At 57.2% G+C, this 23,248-nt stretch carries 21 protein-coding genes and 2 tRNA genes; 7 read left to right on the top strand and 16 right to left on the bottom strand.

Annotation, left to right across the window (positions count from 1 at the left end; genetic code table 11):
- Positions 1-87 precede the first annotated feature (87 nt).
- The 5 genes from fdhF to ychF form a co-directional block, all read right to left on the bottom strand.
- A complete protein-coding gene (gene fdhF, locus ACR0IY_RS13740; RefSeq protein ID WP_480674192.1) occupies positions 88-2,871 on the bottom strand; it encodes a formate dehydrogenase subunit alpha in 2,784 nt (927 codons plus the stop codon).
- A gap of 13 nt (positions 2,872-2,884) precedes the next feature.
- Entirely contained in the window at positions 2,885-4,588 is a 1,704-nt protein-coding gene (locus tag ACR0IY_RS13735) for an NAD(P)H-dependent oxidoreductase subunit E (protein ID WP_480674190.1), read from the bottom strand.
- 85 nt (positions 4,589-4,673) lie between these two features.
- Positions 4,674-5,555 (bottom strand): LysR family transcriptional regulator, encoded by an 882-nt coding sequence (locus tag ACR0IY_RS13730; protein WP_480674188.1) that lies wholly within the window; start codon positions 5,553-5,555, stop codon positions 4,674-4,676.
- Between the two features lie 124 nt (positions 5,556-5,679).
- A complete protein-coding gene (locus tag ACR0IY_RS13725; RefSeq protein ID WP_480674186.1) occupies positions 5,680-6,420 on the bottom strand; it encodes a phytanoyl-CoA dioxygenase family protein in 741 nt (246 codons plus the stop codon).
- Between the two features lie 12 nt (positions 6,421-6,432).
- A complete protein-coding gene (ychF, locus tag ACR0IY_RS13720; protein ID WP_480674184.1) occupies positions 6,433-7,530 on the bottom strand; it encodes a redox-regulated ATPase YchF in 1,098 nt (365 codons plus the stop codon).
- Between the two features lie 199 nt (positions 7,531-7,729).
- Between ychF and ACR0IY_RS13715 the strand changes: the two genes are divergently transcribed.
- The 7 genes from ACR0IY_RS13715 to ACR0IY_RS13685 all read left to right on the top strand — a co-directional run bounded on the left by ACR0IY_RS13715 (position 7,730) and on the right by ACR0IY_RS13685 (position 13,737).
- On the top strand, positions 7,730-8,218 hold the full coding sequence (locus tag ACR0IY_RS13715; protein ID WP_480674182.1) for an acyloxyacyl hydrolase: 489 nt from the start codon (positions 7,730-7,732) through the stop codon (positions 8,216-8,218).
- A 79-nt stretch (positions 8,219-8,297) separates the two neighbouring features.
- Positions 8,298-9,089 carry a tryptophan synthase subunit alpha gene (gene trpA, locus ACR0IY_RS13710; protein WP_480674180.1) on the top strand — a complete coding sequence of 264 codons (792 nt, stop codon included), beginning with the start codon at positions 8,298-8,300 and terminating at the stop codon, positions 9,087-9,089.
- Between the two features lie 134 nt (positions 9,090-9,223).
- Positions 9,224-10,390: an alpha-hydroxy acid oxidase gene (locus tag ACR0IY_RS13705; protein WP_480674178.1), complete on the top strand. Its 1,167-nt coding sequence runs from the start codon at positions 9,224-9,226 to the stop codon at positions 10,388-10,390.
- A 247-nt stretch (positions 10,391-10,637) separates the two neighbouring features.
- Complete coding sequence (locus ACR0IY_RS13700) at positions 10,638-11,291, top strand: 50S ribosomal protein L25/general stress protein Ctc (RefSeq protein WP_480674176.1); 654 nt, start codon at positions 10,638-10,640, stop codon at positions 11,289-11,291.
- A 135-nt stretch (positions 11,292-11,426) separates the two neighbouring features.
- The gene (pth, locus tag ACR0IY_RS13695; protein ID WP_480674174.1) at positions 11,427-12,107 is read left to right on the top strand and encodes an aminoacyl-tRNA hydrolase; all 681 of its coding nucleotides are present in this window, start codon (positions 11,427-11,429) and stop codon (positions 12,105-12,107) included.
- 82 nt (positions 12,108-12,189) lie between these two features.
- Positions 12,190-13,353, top strand: a complete 1,164-nt coding sequence (locus ACR0IY_RS13690) for a serine hydrolase domain-containing protein (RefSeq protein WP_480674172.1) — start codon at positions 12,190-12,192, stop codon at positions 13,351-13,353.
- A gap of 9 nt (positions 13,354-13,362) precedes the next feature.
- Positions 13,363-13,737: a DUF2237 family protein gene (locus ACR0IY_RS13685; RefSeq protein WP_480674171.1), complete on the top strand. Its 375-nt coding sequence runs from the start codon at positions 13,363-13,365 to the stop codon at positions 13,735-13,737.
- A gap of 42 nt (positions 13,738-13,779) precedes the next feature.
- On the opposite strand, the gene ACR0IY_RS13680 is transcribed toward ACR0IY_RS13685, so the two are convergent.
- The 11 genes from ACR0IY_RS13680 to ACR0IY_RS13630 form a co-directional block, all read right to left on the bottom strand.
- Positions 13,780-14,925: a slipin family protein gene (locus ACR0IY_RS13680; RefSeq protein ID WP_480674169.1), complete on the bottom strand. Its 1,146-nt coding sequence runs from the start codon at positions 14,923-14,925 to the stop codon at positions 13,780-13,782.
- A 398-nt stretch (positions 14,926-15,323) separates the two neighbouring features.
- Positions 15,324-15,397 (bottom strand) — tRNA-Lys (locus ACR0IY_RS13675).
- A tRNA-Gly gene (locus ACR0IY_RS13670) sits at positions 15,397-15,469 on the bottom strand. Before ACR0IY_RS13670 ends, ACR0IY_RS13675 begins: the two co-directional genes overlap by 1 nt.
- A gap of 294 nt (positions 15,470-15,763) precedes the next feature.
- Positions 15,764-17,011, bottom strand: coding sequence for a tryptophan synthase subunit beta (trpB, locus tag ACR0IY_RS13665; protein WP_480674167.1), 1,248 nt, complete (start codon positions 17,009-17,011; stop codon positions 15,764-15,766).
- A 67-nt stretch (positions 17,012-17,078) separates the two neighbouring features.
- Entirely contained in the window at positions 17,079-17,414 is a 336-nt protein-coding gene (locus ACR0IY_RS13660) for a hypothetical protein (RefSeq protein ID WP_480674165.1), read from the bottom strand.
- Positions 17,415-17,461: 47 nt separating this feature from the next.
- On the bottom strand, positions 17,462-18,106 hold the full coding sequence (locus tag ACR0IY_RS13655; protein WP_480674163.1) for a phosphoribosylanthranilate isomerase: 645 nt from the start codon (positions 18,104-18,106) through the stop codon (positions 17,462-17,464).
- A 9-nt stretch (positions 18,107-18,115) separates the two neighbouring features.
- Entirely contained in the window at positions 18,116-18,466 is a 351-nt protein-coding gene (locus tag ACR0IY_RS13650; protein ID WP_480674555.1) for a lipopolysaccharide assembly protein LapA domain-containing protein, read from the bottom strand.
- A 6-nt stretch (positions 18,467-18,472) separates the two neighbouring features.
- Positions 18,473-18,757: an integration host factor subunit beta gene (gene ihfB / locus ACR0IY_RS13645; protein WP_037310872.1), complete on the bottom strand. Its 285-nt coding sequence runs from the start codon at positions 18,755-18,757 to the stop codon at positions 18,473-18,475.
- A 271-nt stretch (positions 18,758-19,028) separates the two neighbouring features.
- The gene (gene rpsA, locus ACR0IY_RS13640; protein WP_480674161.1) at positions 19,029-20,705 is read right to left on the bottom strand and encodes a 30S ribosomal protein S1; all 1,677 of its coding nucleotides are present in this window, start codon (positions 20,703-20,705) and stop codon (positions 19,029-19,031) included.
- Between the two features lie 263 nt (positions 20,706-20,968).
- Complete coding sequence (locus ACR0IY_RS13635) at positions 20,969-21,223, bottom strand: DUF6525 family protein (protein ID WP_480674160.1); 255 nt, start codon at positions 21,221-21,223, stop codon at positions 20,969-20,971.
- A 200-nt stretch (positions 21,224-21,423) separates the two neighbouring features.
- The gene (locus ACR0IY_RS13630; RefSeq protein ID WP_480674158.1) at positions 21,424-23,109 is read right to left on the bottom strand and encodes a tryptophan halogenase family protein; all 1,686 of its coding nucleotides are present in this window, start codon (positions 23,107-23,109) and stop codon (positions 21,424-21,426) included.
- Positions 23,110-23,248 lie beyond the last annotated feature (139 nt).

Raw genomic sequence — 23,248 nt, 5'->3', positions numbered from 1 at the left:
TGACAAGGTTGGCTGCGAGTAAGCCGCTGTCAAGGAAAGAAAAAGGCGACCCGATGGGCCGCCTTCCAAGTTTGGTGAGAGCTGGATTTATTCCGCCGCAACGGCGTTTTCTATTTTCTCAACGCGGATCGCCGAGAACTTGAACTCGGGGATTTTGCCATAGGGATCGATGGCCGAGTTGGTCAGGATATTCGCCGCCGCCTCAACATAGGCAAATGGGATGAAGACCATATCCTCGGCTATGGCCCGGTCCGCCCGCACCATGATCTTGATGGAGCCTCGGCGGGTTGTCAGACGGATCATTTCACCCGGCTCGATTCCCATCAGTTTCAGCGTCCGCGGGTTCATCGAACAGTTTGCCTCAGGCTCGACCGTATCCAGCACAGTTGAGCGGCGGGTCATCGACCCGGTATGCCAATGCTCCAGCTGGCGGCCAGTTGTGGCAATCATCGGGTATTCGTCATCCGGTGCCTCATCTGGTGGGATGACGCTGGCCGGAGTGAACCGGGCACGGCCATCCGCGCGCGGGAAACCATCACCAAACACAATTGCTTGCCCCGGGTCAGTCTCGGATAGCGAAGGATAAGTGATCGTCTCGGTCTCCAGACGCTCCCAGGTGATGTTGTTGAGCGAGTTCATCGTCAACTTCATCTCAGCAAAGACCTGCGACACATCAGTGTAATCCCAGTTCAATCCGATCCGCTGCGCAAGTTCGACGGTAATAGTCCAATCCTCACGCGCCTCACCCGGGGGTGTCACAGCGGGACGTACACGTTGAACCTGTCGGTTGGTGTTCGATACCGTACCGTTCTTTTCGTACAGCGCCGAGGCCGGCAGGATGATGTCGGCATAGTTCGCCGTCTCGGTCAGGAAGATATCCTGCACGATCATCAGCTCCAGTTTGGCGAGCGCATCACGGGCGTGGTTCACATCCGGGTCAGACATGGCCGGGTTTTCACCCATGATGTACATGCCCTTGATGTTGCCCTGATACGCTTGGTCGATGATCTCGGTTACGGTCAATCCCTTCTCGTTCGAGAAGTCGCCCGAATTCCAGACCTCGTTGAACTTGGCGCGAATGCCATCGTCGGTCACGGTCTGGTAATCCGGCAGGAACATCGGGATCAGGCCCGCATCGGACGCACCCTGCACGTTGTTCTGACCCCGTAGCGGGTGCAGACCCGCGCCGGGTTTACCGACATTACCGGTCATCAGTGCCAGCGAGATCAGGCAACGCGAGTTATCGGTGCCGTGGATGTGTTGGCTGACGCCCATGCCCCAGAAGATCAGACCGGCCTTGGCTTGCGCAAAGGTGCGCGCGACGCGGCGCAGCTGGTCCGGTTCAATACCGCAGATCGGTGCCATTGCTTCGGGCGTGAAGGCGCGCAGGTGTTCCTTCTCGGCTTCCCAGTTCTCGGTCCAGCGGTGGATGTACTGGCTGTCATACAGCTCTTCCTCGACGATCACGTTCATGATCGCGTTGAGCATTGAGACATCAGCCCCCGGTCGGAACTGCAGCATTTCGTCTGCGAACTTGCGCATCCCGACGCCGCGCGGATCCATCACGATAAGCTTCCCGCCGCGCTTGGCGAACTGCTTGAAATAGGTCGCCGCGACGGGATGGTTCTCGATCGGGTTCGAGCCGATGATAATCGCCACATCCGCGTTTTCGATCTCGTTAAAGGTCGCGGTCACAGCACCGGAACCCACGTTTTCAATCAACGCCGCCACGGATGAGGCGTGGCACAGACGGGTGCAGTGGTCGACGTTGTTGTGGCGGAATCCCTGACGGATGAACTTCTGGAAGAGGTACGCTTCTTCGTTGGTACATTTGGCCGAGCCAAAGCCTGCAACGCTACGCGGATCTTCGTCCCGCAGCGCCATCAGCTTGGTCGCGGCCAGATCCATCGCCTCTTCCCAGGTCGCTTCGCGGAAATGGGTGTCCAGATTGCCCGGGTCGACGTTCAGACCTTTGGCCGGGGCGTCCTCGCGACGGATCAGCGGCTTGGTCAGGCGGTGCGGGTGGTGGATGTAATCGAACCCAAAGCGGCCTTTGACGCATAGACGGCTTTCGTTAGCGGGGCCGTTGATGCCTTCGACATATTTGACCTTGCCGTCCTTGACCTTCAGCGAGACCTTGCAGCCCACTCCGCAGAACGGGCAGACGCTTTCAGTCTCGGAATCGTAATCCTTGCTGTCGCCCTTTTGCTGGTCATCCAGCACAGTGGCGGGCATCAGGGCACCGGTCGGGCACGCCTGAACGCATTCGCCGCAGGCAACACATGTCGAATCGCCCATCGGGTCGTTCTGGTCGAAAACCACCTGCGCAGTATGCCCGCGACCAGCCATGCCGATCACGTCGTTGACCTGTACTTCGCGGCAGGCACGGACGCAGAGGTTGCAGTTGATACAGGCGTCTAGATTGACGCGCATCGCAACGTGACTGTCATCCAGCAGCGGAATCTTCTCGGCCTCTTTCGCCGGGAAGCGGCTGTCGCTGACATCGTTCATCTTGGCCATGTCCCAGAAATGGCTGGATGTGTCGTGCGCTTCCTCGGGCTGGTCGGCGACCAAAAGCTCCATCACCATAGCGCGGGATTTCTCGGCACGGTCCGAGTCGGTCTTGACGACCATCCCGTCTGCTGCGGGACGGATGCACGAGGCGACCAGAGTGCGCTCCCCCTCTACCTCGACCATACAGGCCCGGCAGTTGCCGTCCGGGCGATAACCCGGCTGCGGCTTGTGGCACAGGTGCGGGATAGTGAACCCCTGCCCCTTGGCGGCTTCCCAAATGGTCCAGCCTTCGGGAACGGTGACGTCTTCGCCGTTCAGGTTGAAGGTGACGGTCTTGTTTGGGCTTGCATCAAGCATGGCTCTGTCTCCCTCAGATTTCGTCAGCGAAATGTTTCATAACCAGGCGGATCGGGTTCGGGGCCGCTTGCCCCAGACCGCAGATCGAGGCATCGCCCATGACCTGACACAGATCTTCCAGCAGATCCTGATCCCATTTGTCAGCTTGCATCAGCTTCACCGCCTTTTCGCAGCCTGCCCGGCATGGCGTACACTGACCGCAGCTTTCATCCTCGAAGAACCGCAGCATGTTCAGCGCCGCATCGCGGGCGGTGTCCTGATCGGACAGAACCACAACGGCGGCGGAGCCAATGAAGGTGCCATGCGGTTGCAGCGTGTCGAAATCCAGCGGGATATCGTCCATCGACGCAGGCAATAGACCTGACGAAGGACCTCCGGGCTGATAGGCTTTGAAGGTCTGACCTTCGGCCATACCGCCAGCGGCCTCGATCACATCCTGAATGGTCGACCCTGCGGGCAGCAAATAAACGCCCGGCTGCGCCACCCGCCCCGAGACCGAATAGCTGCGCAGGCCCTTGCGGCCGTTCTTTTCGGTGCTGTTGAGGCATTCCGGCCCCTCGCGGCACACTTTGGTGACCCAATAGAGCGTCTCGACATTGTGAACCAAGGTCGGACGGTTGAACACGCCGACCTGCGCCACGAACGGAGGACGGTGGCGCGGCAGGCCCTTCTTGCCCTCGATCGACTCGATCATCGCGGATTCTTCACCGCAGATATAGGCACCTGCACCACGGCGCAGGTCGATGTAACCCGGCTCAACAATGCCCGCCTGTTCCAGCGCGGCAATCTCACGGCGCAGAATTTCCAGAGCCGCAGGATATTCGTCGCGCATGTAGATGAAGCAGGTCTCGGCCTCGACGGCCCATGCGGCGATCAGCATCCCTTCAAGGAAGACATGCGGCGTGCGCTCCAGATAGTAGCGGTCCTTGAACGTACCGGGTTCGCCTTCGTCCCCGTTCACGGCCAGATAGCGCGGGCCTTCGTTCATGCGAACAAAGCCCCATTTTTTGCCCGACGGGAAGCCTGCGCCGCCCAGACCACGCAGGCCCGAGGACAGGACGTCTTCCTGCACCTTCTCCCAATCGCCGCCTTCGCGCAGCTCTTTCAGCTTGGCGTAACCACCATTCGCCTCGTAGGTCGCGTAGGTTTCGTAGTCGGGCAGATGCGCGTGGGTGTCGCCCCCAGCGATGGCCGCCTGCACCTTTTCAGGGGTCGCGTGGTCGATGTGGTTGTGACCGATCTCAAGCACCGGGGCGGTGTCGCAGCGACCCATACAAGGCGCGCGGACAACGCGGACTTCGGCAGGGTCCAAGCCATCTTCCAGCGCCTTTTGCAGCTGCTGGGCACCCGCCATCTCGCAGGACAGAGAATCACAGACACGGATGGTCAACGCCGGAGGAGGCGTTTCGTCCTCTTTCACCACATCAAAATGGGCATAAAAGGTTGCGGTTTCATAGATTTCGGCCTGACCAATCCGCATCTCTACTGCCAGTGCGGCAATGTGATCGGCGCTTATATGGCCGTGTGCGTCCTGAATCAGGTGCAGGAATTCGATCAACAGGTCGCGGCGGCGGGGGCGGTCCCCCAACAGGCGTGCAATCTCGGCCTGTGCCTCATCCGTAAATTGACGGCCTTTGGGCGTGTGCCGCCCCTTGCCTTTACCTGACTTCCAGACGCCCTTGGGTGCGCCTGATGGCTTGGTATCTAATGGTGCCATGATGTCCTCCGATTGAGGCCCCGTTTCTCATCAGAATATCATATCGTCAAATCGCATATCGCAATCGCACGATAACGACAGATTATCACCGTAAAGACGTCACCACGACACGCAATGCCTCGACCGTTGGCAATTCCGGGTCTCGCGCCAGTGTTGCCATGCAGATCGGTTTGCTGACCACCGGGTCGACCAGAGGCAACACCCGCGTTCCCTTAAGATCGCCCAGTGCCCGCACTAATACGCGAGGCACCACAGTCGCCGCCAGCCCCTCGCGCGCCATGACCATTGACGCCGTGAACCCGCTGGTTTCCGCCACTACATGCGGGTGCAGGCCCTGTTCGGCAAATATCAGGTCCAGAATTCGTCGGTTCTGCATCTGCGGCTGCAACAGACTGATCGGGAACTCGGCCACCCTGGCCCAAGAAACTGGACCGGTTTCATCTGTCATGTGTGACGGGACCAGCAGCACATAGGTTTCTTCGTACAGCGGTTGCACCCGGCGCAGATCAGTTCCGATACTGTCGCCATAAGTGATGCCCGCATCCAAAGTGCCTTCGTCCAGACGGTGCTGGATTGCCGTGGCCGACATTGTTTCAATCCGCGTCAGGATGCGGGGATGAGCCTGCTGCAGCCGTTTCACCAAACGCCCGGTGAAGGCGATAGCCGTGGGAATCACCCCCAAAATCAGCGTGCCCGTGATCTCGCCCCGTGTGGCCAGAACCTGCTGTTCCAACGCCTTGGCGTCGTCGAGGATACGCCGGGCCCGGCGGACGATCATCTCACCCTCTTCGGTCAACCCCTGAAACCGGTTGGCCCGGCGGACGATCGAGACGCCCAGCCGATCCTCAAGATTACGGATACGCATCGAGAAAGCAGGCTGCGAAATCCCGCATTCCTCGGCCGCTTTGGCAAAGTGGCGGTGCCGCGCCAAGGCGCTGAGCAGTTGGAGGTCGCGGATTTCGATCATCGATTGGGCTTACTGACTGAGGTACAAACCCACACTAGCGAGATCTGTATCGAAATTGAAAGCTGGCGCAGCGCTGGCAACAATTAATCATTTTATCAAACTCCGTTGCTTCACTCAGCGGAATTCACGCTTTTTCCGCAGTGAGCCAAGCCAAAGGTTCAGGCAATTGAAATGATGAAAAATCAACCCTGAAAACCCGACGCCCCGTTTTGACTTCCGCAGGCTTTGAGGAATGCAGCGTCAACATCTTCAGCACCAGGACATCTCCTCGCTTTGCAACACAGGTCTCAATGGGAAAATTCTCGGCTTCACGTTCAGCATCACAAGCCGGGATGATCCCCCGTGCGTGACTGCCGACGGCAATTTTCATTGCACCATTTAGATGATCAGAGTCATCCAAATGCACCCGAACAAACAACATTTGGTCCAGAACGACTTGCGGCGGCTCGCAATGCCACACACCTGATTTTTTGGTCCAATTTCGGTATCCGGGAACATTCCCCCGATCAGTTACGGCAATTACTCTGTCCTGATGCCATGGGACGCCCCAATTGGCGCTTTCAGATTTATCGAACGAGACTACCCGAACGGGATTTGCCTCCGCATCCAAGGCGCTGATAGCGCCCACCAGCGAACGATCGCTTGACAAGGCGTGCGCTAATACCCCGGCTTGATCGAGTCTTTGTCCGGCTTTGGTTGCGCCCGCCATAACTTCGTCCATAAGAACGAGATCTTCTTCGGAAACAGCGTTTCTCAACCAAACTCGGCCTGTAGCCTCAAACTGTTCTTTGAGATCGTGATCGCGTTTCATGGCTGCCAATGTGTGAAGAATTTTCCCACCGCCTTCAAGAGGCGGTGCGGCCAATCTGACTTGCAATCACGTATTAAACAAGAAATGCATCACATCGCCATCTTTGACGACGTAGCCCTTGCCCTCAGCCCGCATCTTACCGGCCTCTTTCGCCCCCTGCTCGCCATTGGCGGCGATGTAATCAGCATAGGCGATGGTCTCGGCGCGGATGAAGCCCTTTTCGAAATCGCCGTGGATCACACCCGCCGCTTGCGGCGCTGCGGTGCCGGTGCGGATGGTCCAGGCGCGTGCCTCTTTCGGGCCGACCGTGAAATAGGTTTCCAGTTTCAACAGGTCGTAACCGGCGCGGATCAGACGGTCGAGGCCGGGTTCTTCCAATCCCATCTCTTCCAGGAACATCTGCGCCTCATCGTCCTCCAACAGACTGATCTCTTCTTCGATTTTGGCGCTGATGATGACGTGTGAATTGCCCTGTGCAGCCGCCATTTCAGCGACCTTGGCCGAATATTCATTCCCATCCGCGGCCTCTTCCTCGGACACGTTGCAGACATAGAGTACGGGCTTGGTTGTCAGCAGTTGCAGCATCTTCCAAGCTTTGGCATCTTCGTCAGATACTTCAACCAAACGCGCGGGCTTGCCGTTTTCCAGCATCTCTTGCGCGGTGGCCAGCAGGCGATCCTGTTGCTGCGCTTCTTTGTCATTGCCTTTCAGCTTGCGCACCAGATTGGCACGGCGCTTTTCGATGCTTTCCAGATCGGCCAGCATCAGTTCGGTCTCGATAGTGTCGGCATCGGCCACCGGATCGACGCGACCATCGACGTGGGTTACATCGCCATCTTCAAAACACCGCAGCACATGGGCAATGGCGTCAGTTTCGCGAATATTGGCCAAAAACTGGTTGCCCAGACCTTCACCCTTGGAGGCCCCCTTCACCAGACCAGCAATGTCCACAAAGGTCATACGCGTCGGGATAATCTGTTTCGAGCTTGCAATGGCCGCCAGCCTGTCCAGCCGGTCATCGGGAACGGCCACGTCGCCCACATTGGGTTCGATGGTGCAAAACGGGAAGTTCGCCGCCTGAGCGGCCGCGGTCTTGGTCAGTGCATTGAACAAGGTCGATTTGCCCACATTCGGCAGACCCACGATTCCCATTTTAAAGCCCATAGTGGCCTCCTGATACCATTCGCGGCTGCTTCTAGGCAGGTCCGGAACAATGCGCAAGCGATAGGTCACCCCCAACCGGACAGAGTCCAAATAGCCACATCACTAAAACGTTGGAAAACGTGTACTTGCGCAAACTGAAAAAAGCCCCTTACGCTAATTACTTAGCGAACGACGACAAACAAACTTCTGACTGGCTGACATGAAAAAGATTATACTCGCGTCCGCATTGACGGTCGCCGCTGCAACTGCGGCTCATGCCCAATCTGTAGTATTCGGTGCGGGATATTCTGATTTCTCCGACTCCAACTCCGATGACGAAGCCGTATTCTCGCTGGAATACCAGCACAGTCCATTTCATGAAGCCGAGAGATTTTCGGCCACGTGGGGCAGCGCTTTGACCGTAGACACAGCGGGTGACGTCCATATCGGCATTGGCCTCATCGGGTTCTACAGCTTTGCGGACCGCTGGTTTGTCGAAGGCAGCGTCATGCCGGGGTATTTCTCTGAAGGCGACCATCTCAATGATCTTGGTGGCGAGTTCCAAATTCGCAGCCTTTTGGGGCTGGGGTATACGCTGAACAACGGCAACAGTGTCGCTATGGCAATCACCCACAAATCCAATGCCAGCACTCAGGACGACAATCCCGGTGTCAACTCGGTTCTGCTGAGGTATCACTACGCGTTCTGAAGCAATGCGGCAGGACCGGGATTGATTTTCACGCAAAGTTTCTGCACATCAGGTCGAAACCTGAATGCAAGGACTGCAGATGACCCGTATCGACGCCAAGTTCGCCGCCCTGAAAGCCGACGAAAAAAAGGCCTTCGTTGCCTACATCATGGCGGGAGACCCCGATTTTGACACCTCGCTTGAGGTTGTGAAGGGGCTGCCCAGTGCCGGGGTTGACGTGATCGAGCTTGGCTTACCCTTCACCGACCCGATGGCAGACGGTCCAACCATTCAAGCCGCAGGCCAACGTGCGCTGGACGGGGGCATGACCCTGCAGCGCACCCTGGACCTGGCCCGGGCTTTTCGCGAAACGGACGATACGACACCGATTGTGCTGATGGGGTACTACAACCCCATCTACAGCCGAGGTGTCGATACCTTTCTGACCGACGCCAAGGCTGCGGGCATTGACGGCCTGATCGTGGTCGACCTTCCCCCCGAAGAAGATGAGGAGCTGTGCCTGCCCGCTCAGGCTGCCGGTCTGAACTTCATTCGCCTCGCCACACCGACCACGGATGACAAACGCCTGCCGCGCGTTCTGCAAAACACATCGGGCTTTGTATATTACGTCTCGATCACCGGCATCACCGGTGCTGCCGAAGCACAGGCCACGAATGTCGGGCCAGAAGTGGCCCGTATAAAATCCGCGACTGACCTGCCGGTGATTGTGGGCTTTGGCATCAACACCCCAGAAAAATCGCGTGCTATTGCGAGTGTGGCCGATGGTGCGGTCGTGGGCTCTGCAATCGTCAGTCAGATCGCCGCCGGCAAACCAGTCGCCGAAGTTTTGGACTTTGTGAAAACCCTGTCAGACGGCGCCCATTCGGTCTGATCCTGGCATTTTTTGCTTTTCAAAATAAACGCAGCGCCATCGGCCAGCTGCGGTCTTTTCATGTGCACAACCGATTGCGCCACTCAGTATGCGTCAGTAGAACCATTTAACCCATTCACCAAAGGCGCTGACCCATGCCAGTGATCACCACTATCGAAGACTTACGGCGGATCTATGAACGTCGCGTGCCGCGAATGTTTTACGACTATGCGGAAAGCGGCAGCTGGACCGAGCAAACCTTTCGCGACAACAGTGCAGACTTTTCGGAAATCCGCCTGCGGCAACGGGTTGCTGTAGACATGGCCGGTCGGTCAACCAATTCGCAGATGATTGGTCAGGACGTTTCGATGCCGGTCGCGTTGGCACCGGTCGGTCTGACCGGTATGCAGCACGCGGACGGAGAGATGAAGGCCGCCAAAGCCGCCGAAGAATTCGGAGTGCCGTTTACCCTCTCCACAATGTCGATCAACTCGATCGAGGACGTCGCCGAGCACACAGCAAAACCATTCTGGTTCCAGCTTTATACAATGAAGGATCAGGATTATGTCAGCCGCCTGATTCAGCGCGCCAAAGACGCGAAATGCTCGGCGCTGGTGATTACCTTGGACCTGCAAATTCTGGGCCAACGGCACAAGGATCTGAAAAACGGCCTGTCTGCACCACCGAAACTAACAGCGAAAACCATCGCAAACATGATGACCAAATGGTCCTGGGGTTTAGGAATGCTGGGTGCCAAGCGTCGCGAGTTCGGGAATATCGTCGGGCACGTAGAAGGCATTTCGGACGCCTCCTCGCTGGGTGCGTGGACGGCCGAACAGTTCGATCCCAGCCTAGACTGGGCCAAAGTTGAAAAGCTGATGGAACAATGGGGCGGCAAGGTCATCCTCAAAGGCATTCTGGACGCTGAAGACGCGAAAATGGCAGCAAAACTGGGTGCCGATGCCATCATTGTATCAAACCACGGGGGCCGCCAACTGGACGGGGCGCTTAGCTCCATTCGGATGTTGCCCGAAATCATGGACGCAGTCGGTGATGACATCGAGGTTCATCTGGACAGCGGCATCAGATCCGGCCAGGACGTTCTCAAGGCGCTGGCATTGGGTGCAAAGGGAACCCATATCGGTCGTGCCTTTGTCTATGGCCTGGGCGCGATGGGTCAAAGTGGTGTTACGACTGCGCTGGAAGTAATCCAAAAAGAGCTGGACACAACCATGGCGCTGTGTGGCGAACGGAAGGTGAGCGACCTAGGGCGACACAATTTGCTTGTCCCTGAAAATTTTGGCGGGCGCTGGCAATCCTGAAAATGAGCGAAATGGGGTCTCTGCACCCACTGTCTTTAGGACCCCAACCCCAAAGAATTTTTGTCCAGATGAAACTAGGGATCCTTCATTCCTCCTGCCTCAAATTTCCCGAAGCGCGAGGCAGAGCCTTGTAGACAGGCAAATTGTCAAAAACCCCTTTCCAATTCAGATGAATCAAGCTAAGGACGCGGCTTCACGCGGGCATACAGCCTTGGAGGATGCCCGCCCTAACTTTGGAGATTATATCATGGCTGGAGAGATTCCTGATCTCGTAGCTCTGGAACGGACGGGGACAGGCAAGGGCGCCGCTCGTCAAGCACGCCGCGACGGCATGGTTCCGGGCATTGTGTTTGGTGGCGACGTTGATCCGCTGCCGATTCAGATCCCGTTCAATGAACTGTTCAAGCGTCTGAAAGCGGGCCGGTTCAAGTCGACTCTGTGGAACCTGAAGGTTGAAGGCCACGATGATGTCCGCGTCATCTGCCGCGACGTTCAGCGTGACGTCGTCAAAGACCTGCCGACCCACCTGGACCTGATGCGCCTGCGTCGGACTACCAAGATCGCTCTGTACATCCCGGTCGAGTTCGTCAACGAAGAAGCAGCGCCCGGCATCAAGAAGGGCGGCGTTCTGACTGTTGTTCGTCCGGAAGTCGAACTGATGTGCACCGCTGGTGACATTCCTGAAAAGATCACCGTTGATCTGACAGGTCTGAACATCAACGACGTTGTGACCATTTCTTCGGTTGATCTGCCATCGGGCACCAAGCCAACCATCGACCGCGACTTCGTGATCGCCAACATCTCGGCACCGACTGGCCTGTCGACCGACGATGAGGAAGAAGGCGAAGAAGTGGCTGCTGACGAAGTTGAAGTCGTCGGCCAGGAAGAAGCAGAAGAATAAGTCCGGACGCAACTATTCGGATTTGGAAGCGGGGCTCAAATCGGGCCCCGTTTTCTTTTGTCGCAGAGGCTGGAATCGGATGGCATTCCGTGCCATCAACCACCTGCTCGTGTCGCACTACACAAGGACGGGACAATGAAACTGTTCGTCGGATTGGGGAACCCAGGGACAAAATACGCCCGGAACCGGCATAATATTGGTTTCATGGCCGTTGACCGGATCGCTGAAGATCACGGTTTCGGCCCCTGGAAGTCCAAGTTTCAGGCGGAAATCTCAGAAGGTCGGTTGGGCGGCGAAAAGGTGCTGCTGATCAAACCGCAGACTTTCATGAACCGCTCTGGCCAGTCCGTGGGCGAGGCGATGCGGTTTTACAAGCTCGACTCGACCGATGTGACCATCTTTCACGACGAGCTCGACCTCGCCCCCGGCAAGGTACGCGCCAAGGCGGGCGGCGGACATGCCGGGCACAATGGGCTGCGTTCGATCCACGAACATATCAGCCCGGCCTATGATAGGGTGCGGCTTGGGATCGGCCATCCGGGCCGGAAGGAAATGGTCTCTCCTTATGTTCTGAGTGATTTTGCCAAAGCTGATGCCGATTGGCTGGACGACGTACTGCGCGGTGTCTCAGATGGTGCGAAATACCTTGCTGACGGAGAAGGTGGCAAGTTCATGAACGCTGTCGCTTTGCGCACGGCGCCACCTCGGTCATCGAAGTCACCAGTCGAGGCATCCAAACCCACCGCGAAACCTGCGCCGCAACCCGAAGCGGATGATCGCTCGGCCATGCAAAAGCTGCTGGACAAGTTCAAATAGAGCAGGTCACCTTGCCGTGACGTCCTGATTGCAGAACCGCATCCCACGCGGTCCAATGCGGCAAGGTTAGGGGAGGCAAAATATGAGAGCTGTGTTGAAGTGGATGCTGCGCGTCCTGCTGATGCTGGTGCTTGCAGCGGTTGTAATAGGGTTTTGGAAACGCGAAGAGATTCAGCGCCTGATGGCTGTGAACTCATTGTTTTCCGAGGAAAAGATCGTTCACAACTTCTCTCATATGAACGAAGCGTTCCTGACGGTTGAATTGCCGCGCGGCAATGGACCGACATGGGAGTTGCCTTACGGCCCCGGCTTTGACCTGCCCGAGGGCACCGATGCATGGATAGAGGATCGCGCAGTCACTTCTTTGTTGGTGATGCAGGACGGCCAAATCCGGTTCGAGGAATACTACCTGGGCACCACACCCGAGGATCGCCGGATTTCGTGGTCGGTTGCCAAAAGCTATCTGTCCGCCCTATTCGGCATCCTTTTGGCCGAAGGTGCAATCGACTCGCTGGACGATCCAGTGGTTAAATACGCGCCGCAGCTGGATGGTACCGCCTATGATGGCGCATCGGTCCGCAACGTGTTGAACATGGCCAGCGGCGTCACCTTCAATGAGGATTATTTCGACCCCAATTCAGATATCAACCGAATGGGGCGTGTCATCGCCTTGGGAGGAGAGTTGGACGATTTCGCAGCCTCGCTGCAGGACAGTTTCGCCACGCCGGGCGAGACCTGGCAATACGTTTCGATTGATACCCATGTCCTCGGGATGGTGATCCGCGGCGCCACAGGGCGCAGCGTGACAGATTTGCTGGTGGAAAAGATCATTCAACCTTTGGGTCTGGAACGCGACGGCTATTACGTGACTGACGGTGCCGGGGTCGCGTTTGTTCTAGGCGGTTTGAACTTTACCACGCGCGATTTTGCGCGCTTTGGTCAGATGATCCTTCAGAACGGCTTGCATGACGGGCAGCAGCTTGTGCCTGCGGACTGGATCGCTGAATCCGTCCTTCCCAGCGCCCCGACAGCGCCCGGCAAGATCGGCTATGGATATCAATGGTGGATTCCCCTTGGCGCGCACGAAGGAGAGTTTCTGGCCCGTGGCGTGTATGGTCAGTACATCTATTTCGACCAGCCGCGCGGAGTGTTGATTGTCACCACCGGCGCAGATCGTAAGTTTCGCGATCCTGGCATCAACGAGGCAAACATAGAAATGTTCCGCAAGATCGCCCAAAGCCTGTAAAGTGGTCCCATGCAAAAACAAGACAGTATCAACATTTTGGGCGGCGTGCTCAGCCCCTGTTCCCGTGATCCGCTGACCGGGTTCTTTCGGGACGGGGCCTGCAACACCTGCCCCGAGGATCAGGGTAGCCACACAGTTTGCGCGGTGATGACGGCCGAATTTCTGGCCTTTTCAAAATATGTCGGCAACGACCTGAGCACACCACGCCCCGAGTTCAACTTTCCGGGCCTGAACCCCGGTGACAGCTGGTGCCTTTGCGCCGCGCGCTTTTTGCAGGCCCATGACGAAGGCTGCGCCCCGAAGGTGCATCTGGAGGCAACCCATCAGCGAGCGCTTGAGATCGTGCCGCTGCGCCTCCTGAAAGAACACGCCGCTTCAGAATAAGCAGACCGGCCCGGGATCACCCGGACCAGCCCTTATTCGGGATCACTCCCGCAGTTTCACAAGGTCGGACATCAGTCCTTCGGTCCCGTTGTGAACCGTCAGCCGCTCGACCTTCCCGGCGATGGTTTCCAGAGCCTCAAGCTCTTTCAACCGCAACATCACAGGGTTTTCCGCCATCACCTTCGCGGTGTTCAGCAGAGACCGCGTGGCGTTGGTTTCTTCCCTCCGCCGGATGACGTTTGCCTCGGCCTGTTTCTCGGCTGCGACCACCGCGGTCAGAATCTCCCGCATCTCACCGGGCAGGATGACGTCTTTCAACGCGATCTCACCCACTTCGATACCGATGCCGGCCATTTGTGCCCGCACCCGGTCGGCGGCCTCGGTGTCGACGTTCACTTTTTCGGCCAGAAGCCGGTCCAGTGTCAGCGCCCCCAAGGTCTTCCGGAACGCCAGTTGCAGCGCCCGGTGCAAGGCCTGATCAAAATCCTTCACCGCCCCGACCGCCTTGACCGGATCAACGACCCGGAAATCGGCGGATAGGTTGACCCGGATGGTTACCCGGTCCTTGGTCAGGATTTCCTGCCCTGCCACCTCATGGGTCCGATGCCGCAGGTCGATTTGCTTGACTGCGACGTTCCGCCCAACTTTCCAGAAGGCGTGTGCCCCCGGGTTCAGTTGATCAACCAGCACACCGTCAACCGTCAGCAACCCGGTATGCCCTTCGGCAACCTCAACCTGCGTCAGGATATACCGCAGACCAGCCCGCGCCAGCCGCTGCGCAACTGCTTTGGAGACCGTCAGGGTCTCGGTCAGCGTGTGCCGTTCGGTCTTCCACGGACCAACATCGCTCCAGACAATCGTCCGCGTTTCGGGCGTTAATGCCGCGACAGGCACCCCGTCCCGCAACAGAACCAGAACTTCGTCAGGCCCGGCCCGAAACTCGGTCAGATGCTCGGCGGCCAGTTCAGGCCGGTTTTGCATCAGAGCCCGCTCATAGGGCGACACGAAATAGAAAGACTCCAGATCGTGCAGCTCTGTCAGAACATCCTTGCGGGGCAGCCGGTGTTTCCCGGGGCCGAGGATTGTGTCGATCACCCCTTTGCACAGAACCAGCATCCGTTGGGTCTCGGTCAGGGTCAGCCGTTGATGACCGGTCAGCCGGTCGATCAGATCTTGGAACAAAATCATATCATCTCTCCTTTTCGTCTCGCTCTATCGTCGTCGCAAAAGCGAACTCCTTTTCATGTTTTCAGTGGGTTGCACCCGGAATGGGTGACAGGTGTGAAGCCTTCGGATGAAGGCGGGAAAAGTCCGGACATTTCCCGCGCCATGCCCCTGCGCGGGAAGGTCAGAGAGAGGGGCGCGGGACCGATGCGCCGTTCGGCCCGAAGGCCAAGCGGGGCACCGATCCGGCGACACCGTCATCTGCCCTCCGGCCCAAGGCCAGAGCAGCGAAGACCCCTGCCCCGCCCGGCCAAAGCCTGACGTAGCACGGTGCCACCCCTGCTGGGGAACACCCGGACCCATATGATTTTGGACCGTTTTCACGGGCCGGCGTTGAAGGCCGGTGCTGACTGAACAGCTTTGTCAAATGGCGGGACTCGAACCCGCTACCCATCGATTAAACGTCGATTGCTCTACCAGAATGAGCTACATTTGGTGCCTTGGAAGGAATTGAACCTTCGCCTACAGATGGGAAACCTGCCGCTCTATCCAATTGAGCTACAAAGCATACCAATCCCCGGTTTCGGCCCTGGCATACGGGTTCGACAGCGCCGTCCGCACCGGGAGAGTGATCACATCTGCCCGCTAGGGTCCGGCCCGTTGTGACCGGTAACGGCGGGTTTAGGCGAAGGGTCTGGATTCGCTCAATAATTTTTTGAAGGCCAAATTCGCACCTGTGGCGGTCGCGCAACAAAATTACCCGACCGCGCAACATTCGAAAAGTCAAACACCCAAAAAACAAAGCGGCGCGCCTGTTAAAGGCGCGCCGCTCTAGTCGAAAATTTCAAATTTTACCGCTTGGTCAATCGGCGGCGCGGCCTTCGGTATCCGACATGTCGAAGTTCAGATATTTGGCCACGGTCTGCACGTCCTTGTCACCGCGTCCGCACATGTTCATGCAAATCAGGTGATCCTTTGGCAGCTCGGGCGCGATTTTCATCACATGCGCGAGCGCATGGCACGGCTCGAGCGCGGGAATGATACCCTCGGTCGCGCAGCACAGCTGGAACGCCTCCAGCGCTTCTTTGTCGGTGATCGAGACATAGTTGGCGCGACCGATGTCGTGCAGCCAGGAATGTTCCGGCCCGATGCCCGGATAATCCAGACCGGCCGAGATCGAATACCCTTCGAGGATCTGCCCGTCGTCATCCTGCAACAGATACGTGCGGTTGCCATGTAGCACGCCCGGGCGACCGCCAGTCAGAGAGGCACAATGCTCCATCTTTTCGTTCACGCCTTTGCCACCGGCCTCAACGCCGATGATGTTGACGGATTTGTCGTCGAGGAATGGGTAGAACAGACCCATCGCGTTCGACCCACCGCCAATCGCTGCGATGATCGTGTCGGGCAGGCGACCCTCGGCCTTGTGCATCTGTTCCTTGGCTTCCTTGCCGATGATCGACTGGAAGTCGCGCACCATGGCAGGGTACGGGTGTGGCCCGGCGACGGTGCCGATGCAATAGAACGTGTCGCGCACATTGGTCACCCAGTCGCGCAACGCGTCGTTCATCGCGTCTTTCAGCGTGCCGCGGCCCGAAGTCACCGGAATAACTTCAGCGCCCAGCAGGCGCATACGGAACACGTTCGGGGCTTGGCGCTGCACGTCATGTGCACCCATGTAGACTACACATTTCAGGCCGAACTTGGCACAGACCGTGGCGGTGGCTACGCCATGCTGCCCTGCCCCGGTTTCCGCAATAATCCGGGTCTTACCCATACGCCGCGCCAGGATGATCTGACCCAGAACGTTGTTGATCTTGTGCGCGCCGGTATGATTCAGCTCGTCGCGCTTCAGGTAGATCTTTGCACCGCCCAAATGCTCGGTCAGGCGTTCCGCATAATACAGCGGCGAGGGGCGGCCCACATAATTGGCCCACAGATCATCCATCTCGGCCCAGAAGGTGGGATCGTCCTTGGCCTTTTCATATTCCTCTTCCAGCGACAGGATCAGGGGCATCAGCGTTTCGCTGACAAAGCGCCCTCCGAAAATGCCGAAACGGCCCTGCTCGTCGGGGCCGGACATGAAGGAATTGAAAAGATCGTTGGCCATGGGTATCTCCATCGTCGTACCCGTCGTTCATAGGTGGTGGCGACGGGATTTGCCATGCCAAAACGTATCAATCCGCCGCTTGAACATGCTGAGACCAAACCTTCAACGCCTGATCCCGGCTTGGGACTGCGATACAGGGGAATAGGTGAAAATCATTCACAACTGCCAGGCGTGATGCCGCCTGCACAACCTTCCGATGAGGGCCGGAATACGCGAATGTCAGCATCGCCTCGGCATCGTGCCAAACACTAAGCGAAAAATAGATCCCCTGATGAGGGAAGACCTCAGCGTGCAGGCACAGCGGATCGCCGCTGGCCTGTAGAAAGGCCTGTCGGGCGCGCCAGTAGAACTCCGGCCCATAGTACCATCGCTTCAATGAAACCCCACCAATCGCCGCAAGCATAGTTTCGTCCTCCTCTATCGGAGATACGAGCCCACCGGACGATCAGATCACCGCGTTGCGTCAATAAACGCCTGGATCAGGGATGCGTCTTTTACGCCCGGTGCGCTTTCCACGCCCGACGAAACATCAACCTGCCGGGCACCTGTCATTCGGACAGCTTCGGCGACGTTTTCGGAGGTCAAACCACCAGCCAGCATCCATGGGCGCTGCCAGTATTTGCGCCCCGCCAGCAAACGCCAGTCAAAGCTCAGGCCGTTGCCACCAGGCAAATCGGAATGGCGCGGAGGTTTGGCGTCGATTAACAGTTGGTCGGCAACCTCAGAGTACAGATCAATCGCGGTTAGGTCTTCAGCTTCAGCCACGCCAATCGCCTTCATCACCGGTAACCCGAACCGGTCACGTATGGCTGCCACCCTGTCCGGACTTTCCTTGCCGTGCAGTTGCAACATGTCGAGCGGAACCTGAGACACGATCCGATCCAGATCCTCGTCCGAAGCATTTACCGTCAACGCCACCTTGGCTACACCAACAGGTACCAAATGCGCCAATTCCGCCGCAGCCGCGACTTCCAGATGCCGGGGAGACTTGGGAAAGAATACAAACCCGACATAGCGTGCGCCAGCTTCTGCCGCCGCGCGCACATGCTCAGGGGCGGTTAAACCGCATATTTTAACATTCACATCGTGGGGCATCGGGGTGCCTCAGCTGGCCTCGTCAAGCAGAGCCAGAACTTCGTCCTGACCTTCGTTCTGCTTTTTCTTGAGCTTCTTGACCTCACGCTCAAGCTTGCGCACCTCGCCCTGCTTCACAGAGGCATCGCGACGGTGCTTATGCTCGCGCAGCCATTCCCACAAGAACCCGATGATCAGGCCAGCGACGACGCCGCCCAGAACTACCACGAACAGCGGCAGAGTGGTGCTGTAGTTAAGGCCCACTAGCTCGGCAAAGGCTTCGGGCATCAGCGTCAGCTCAACAGCCTCGCGATTGGCAAGCGAAATGGAAATAAGCGCGATCCCGAGGATCGCCAGAAAAGCATATCGAAGGTAGCGCATCATAGCCTAGGCTTTACCGTTCAAACGATCCCTTAGCAACTTGCCAGTCTTGAAAAACGGAACACATTTTTCTTCGACCTGAACGGTTTCGCCAGTGCGGGGATTGCGACCAACCCGCGCGTCGCGTTGTTTTACAGAAAACGCACCAAAGCCGCGCAGTTCCACGCGGTCGCCACGCGCCATGGCATCCGTTACTTCTTCGAACACGGTATTCACGATCCGCTCGACGTCACGCTGATAAAGATGCGGGTTTTCATCGGCGATTTTCTGAATCAGTTCTGAACGGATCATGAGCGTTACCCTCCCAGGCGACCGGTTAACCATCTCTATTGTTCTGGACAGTATAGGAAAAAACCGTGATCGGGGGAATGTAAACTCTGTGTGCAAAGCCTTCATTTTGCAGCTAAGTTACGTGATTTTTTGCTTGTTCCAGCAAATTACGCGTCAAAAGCATGAACGACAGATAAATAAAGCCCAAAAATCGGAACATATTGATTCGCAACAAAAACGGCCCCGTGCGGTTGCACGGGGCCGAAATTTTGGCTTGGACTGAAGTCCAGACTTAGTCGCCGGATTTCAGCGCTGCACCTAGGATATCGCCCAGCGATGCGCCCGAGTCGGAGGAACCGTACTGTTCGACGGCTTCTTTCTCTTCGGCAATTTCGCGTGCCTTGATCGACAGGCCAAGACGGCGGGTCTTGCTGTCGACGTTGGTGACGCGGACGTCGACCTTGTCACCGACCGAGAAACGCTCGGGGCGCTGTTCGGCACGGTCACGCGACAGGTCCGAACGACGGATGAACGACTTCATGCCTTCGTATTCGACCTCGATGCCGCCGTCTTCGATTGCGGTGACTTCCACGGTGATGACCGAGCCACGCTTCACGCCGCCCACGGCTTCGGCGAACTTGTCACCGCCCAGGGCTTTGATCGACAGCGAGATACGCTCTTTCTCGACGTCCACTTCCGAAACAACGGCCGAAACCATGTCGCCTTTGCGGTAGTTCTGGATCGCATCCTCGCCACGCTCGTCCCAGGACAGGTCCGACAGGTGAACCATACCGTCGATGTCGCCTTCGAGGCCAATGAACAGACCGAATTCGGTGATGTTCTTGACTTCGCCTTCGACCTCGGTGCCCTCGGGGTGTGTTTCTGCGAACACTTCCCATGGGTTGCGCTGAGTCTGCTTCAGGCCCAGAGACACGCGACGCTTGGCGCCGTCGATTTCCAGAACCATGACATCGACTTCCTGGCTGGTCGAAACGATCTTGCCGGGGTGGACGTTTTTCTTGGTCCAGGACATCTCGGAGACGTGCACCAGACCTTCGACACCGGCTTCCAGCTCGACGAACGCACCGTAGTCGGTGATGTTGGTGACGCGACCCTGATGGACCGAGCCCAGCGGGTATTTAGCAGCAACCAGATCCCACGGATCTTCCTGCAGCTGCTTCATGCCCAGGCTGATGCGGTGGGTCTCTTTGTTGATCTTGATGACCTGAACCTTGATGGTTTCGCCGATCGTCAGGATCTCGGACGGGTGGTTTACACGGCGCCATGCCATGTCGGTGACGTGCAGCAGACCGTCAACGCCGCCCAGGTCAACAAATGCACCGTATTCTGTGATGTTCTTGACAACACCCTCGACGGTCTGACCTTCGGACAGGTTGCCGATAACTTCGGCACGCTGTTCGGCACGCGATTCTTCCAGGATGGCGCGACGCGACACAACGATGTTGCCACGGCGGCGGTCCATTTTCAGAATCTGGAACGGCTGCTTCAGACCCATCAGCGGGCCAGCATCGCGCACGGGGCGAACGTCAACTTGCGAGCCGGGCAGGAACGCAACTGCGCCACCCAGATCGACGGTGAAGCCACCTTTGACGCGACCAAAGATTGCACCTTCGACGCGCTGGTCGTCGGCATATGCTTTTTCCAGACGGTCCCATGCCTCTTCACGGCGGGCCATCTCGCGCGAGATGACGGCTTCGCCACGGGCGTTTTCTGCGGCGCGCAGGTAAACTTCGACCTCGTCACCAACAGCGATTTCAGGAGCTTCGCCTGGATTTGCGAATTCTTTCAGATCAACGCGGCCTTCCATTTTGTAGCCTACGTCGATGATGGCTTGGCCGGCCTCGATTGCCAGAACCTTACCTTTGACAACAGAACCCTCTTCGGGTGTGTCCATTTCGAAGCTTTCGTTCAGGAGGGCTTCGAATTCCTCCATGGTTGTATCAGCCATCTGGCGTTGTTTTCCTTTACATACGTTTTTACTGGCCGTGCGGTTGTCTCCGCCGGTCTTGTTTCATGATGTCTTCAGGCGTGACCCGGAACGCATCTGACTACACAAACACAAAGGGCCGAGGTAACCCGGCCCTGCTCAGATACGTCACCCGGACGTTGACCGCCCTTGTTCAGACAGCGCGCGTATAGGCGGATTCCGTGTTAGGTGCAAGAGCAAAGCCCATGTTTTCATGGTTCGGCAGGTATTTGAACGTACCGGCTTTAACTTTTGACGCCCCAAACCCCGGCATCGCGTCGCAGCATGGCCTGTTCGATGTTGTCCAGCCGCACCAATGCAGCAGACGGGTCGCGCGCACCACCGGCACGGTACCAGATCCTCAGAGCGGAAACAGGGCTCCATGGCAAACTCGCCGAGGCCAACCATTGCCGCAACCTAGGAGGAAGAGAGTCAAAAACCTGCATCGGTGACTCATGACGCCGACGACGCTTCAGGCCGCTCTGCAGATTCCGCCGCACCTTTCGACCCTGTCCAAACTGTTCCTGCAATGCGCTCAATCTCCGCTCAATTTTGCTATGTTATTACATTACAATTTTTTAGTGCACAAGAATGGGTATTGCCGGAAAGAACGTCACAGGTCGTTTTCTGTATGGGCGGGGATTTGAGCCCCGCCACTCGTCCTTCTCAAAATACGCTTCGCACAGAGCGACTGGCTTTTCTAGAACAGTTGCAAATCCTTCTTGCCACTTTGGATTTCCGCAAAATTCGGCATGTTCTCGATCACCACTGGGGCCGGTGCTGTGCCCGGCATCGCGACCGTCGGTTTCATTGCAGCCGCCATGCCAAAAGCGGGTTTCTCCAACTCGCCACGGATATCGCGCAGCAGCGTTTTGTGATCCGGCATCGATTTGATTATCTTTGCAAGGTCCGATTTTGCCGTTTTCATACCTTGGAACCAAATCGGTTTCTTCAGCGGCCGTATGCGATCACGGATGCCAGTGCCATAACCGGTATCATATGACTGTTTGCCCAAAAGGACGGTCTGATAAACGCGATGATCGAACAGAGTTGCAAACTCCACATCGTGCTGCATCGGCAGGCGGTGCTGCCACAATTCCAGGTTTTCGGCCAGACGATCTGGAATTTTCATCTCTGTACGCGCGTCAATCCAATATTGGTCATCGGTGCGGTTACCCAGTCGATAGTGCAAGCAGATGAACTCCAAAACTTCGTCATAGAGTTTATTCATCTGCCGATTGTACCTTGCCCTCAACGCAGGTTCGACGTCTCGCGTTGGCAAGTGTTCAGCAAACCAACGTATCGCATGGTCGATCATATGGATCGCTGTACTTTCAAGCGGCTCGATAAACCCGCCCGACAGTCCTATCGCTACACAATTCTTGACCCAAGCATTGCGAACACGTCCGATGCGCATCGGGATTATGCGCGGCGTCAAACCCTTGCCGCTATCCCCCAGCCATTCGAGGTATTCATCCGCCGCCTGATCATCCGTACGATGCGCGGATGAAAACACGTAGCCCGTGCCCACTCGGTTGTAGAGCGGCACTCGCCACGTCCACCCCGCACCCAGTGCAGTGGATCGCGTGACGCTTTCGATCTTCTCCGGATCGGGATGATCGATCTGCAATGCCATGGCGCGATCATTGGGCAGATAGTCCGAATAGTCCATAAACGGCTCACCAAGCGCCTGATTTATGATCAACCCGCGGAACCCGGTGCAATCAATCACCATTTCGATGTCATGGCGGCCTTTTTGCTCCAACATCAGATGGCTGACATTGCCCTGCTCATCCAACTCAACTGATTGAACTTCATCCTGAATATGCTCGACGCCGCGCTTGGTGCAGACCTTGGTGAGCATCCCCGCGAATTTCACAGCGTCCAGATGATAGGCATAACCAAATCTCTGCTCAAATTCGGGCTGCCCCAACTGCCGCGCACCTTTACACAGGCGGGCCAGATCATCGTGAGGCGAAATGGACTGCGTAAAATCCCGATCGCCATTACCAAAGCGTAAAAAGTACTCTGCGGCCTCCAACCCTTCCAACATCTGACCATGTGCAAAAGGATTAACATAGTCGATGCGATTACCTTTGGGGTCCTTGTTCCAATTGCAGAACTTCACACCCAATTTGAACGAAGCGTTGGTCTCGCGGAAAAAACTCCGCTCTGATATCCCTGCTTGGCGTAGTGTGACCGGCATACGCGGCACCGTGGCCTCACCTACTCCGACGGTTGAGATATTGGGGCTTTCGATCAGGCAGATTTGCGGTCGATCCTTTGGCCCCGACGTTCTGGAAAACACCATATCCAGGATCAGCGCGGTCATCCAACCAGCTGTACCACCACCTACGATGGTGATTTTACGCAAACGATTGTTCATATTTTTTTTAGTCCCTGTTGGCTTGGGGGATTTTTTAGCTGCTTTCCCTTTTTTTGATCTGAGGATTGTACAGCAGCATTCCCTCTTGGCGTGCCGGAGACTATAGCAGCATTCCCGCATCTAGCTAGGGCCGATGAAG

The organism is Ruegeria sp. BC1 (assembly GCF_056539305.1).
Note: the sequence above shows the minus strand (reverse complement) of the source record. Positions and strands in the feature narration are given on the sequence as shown.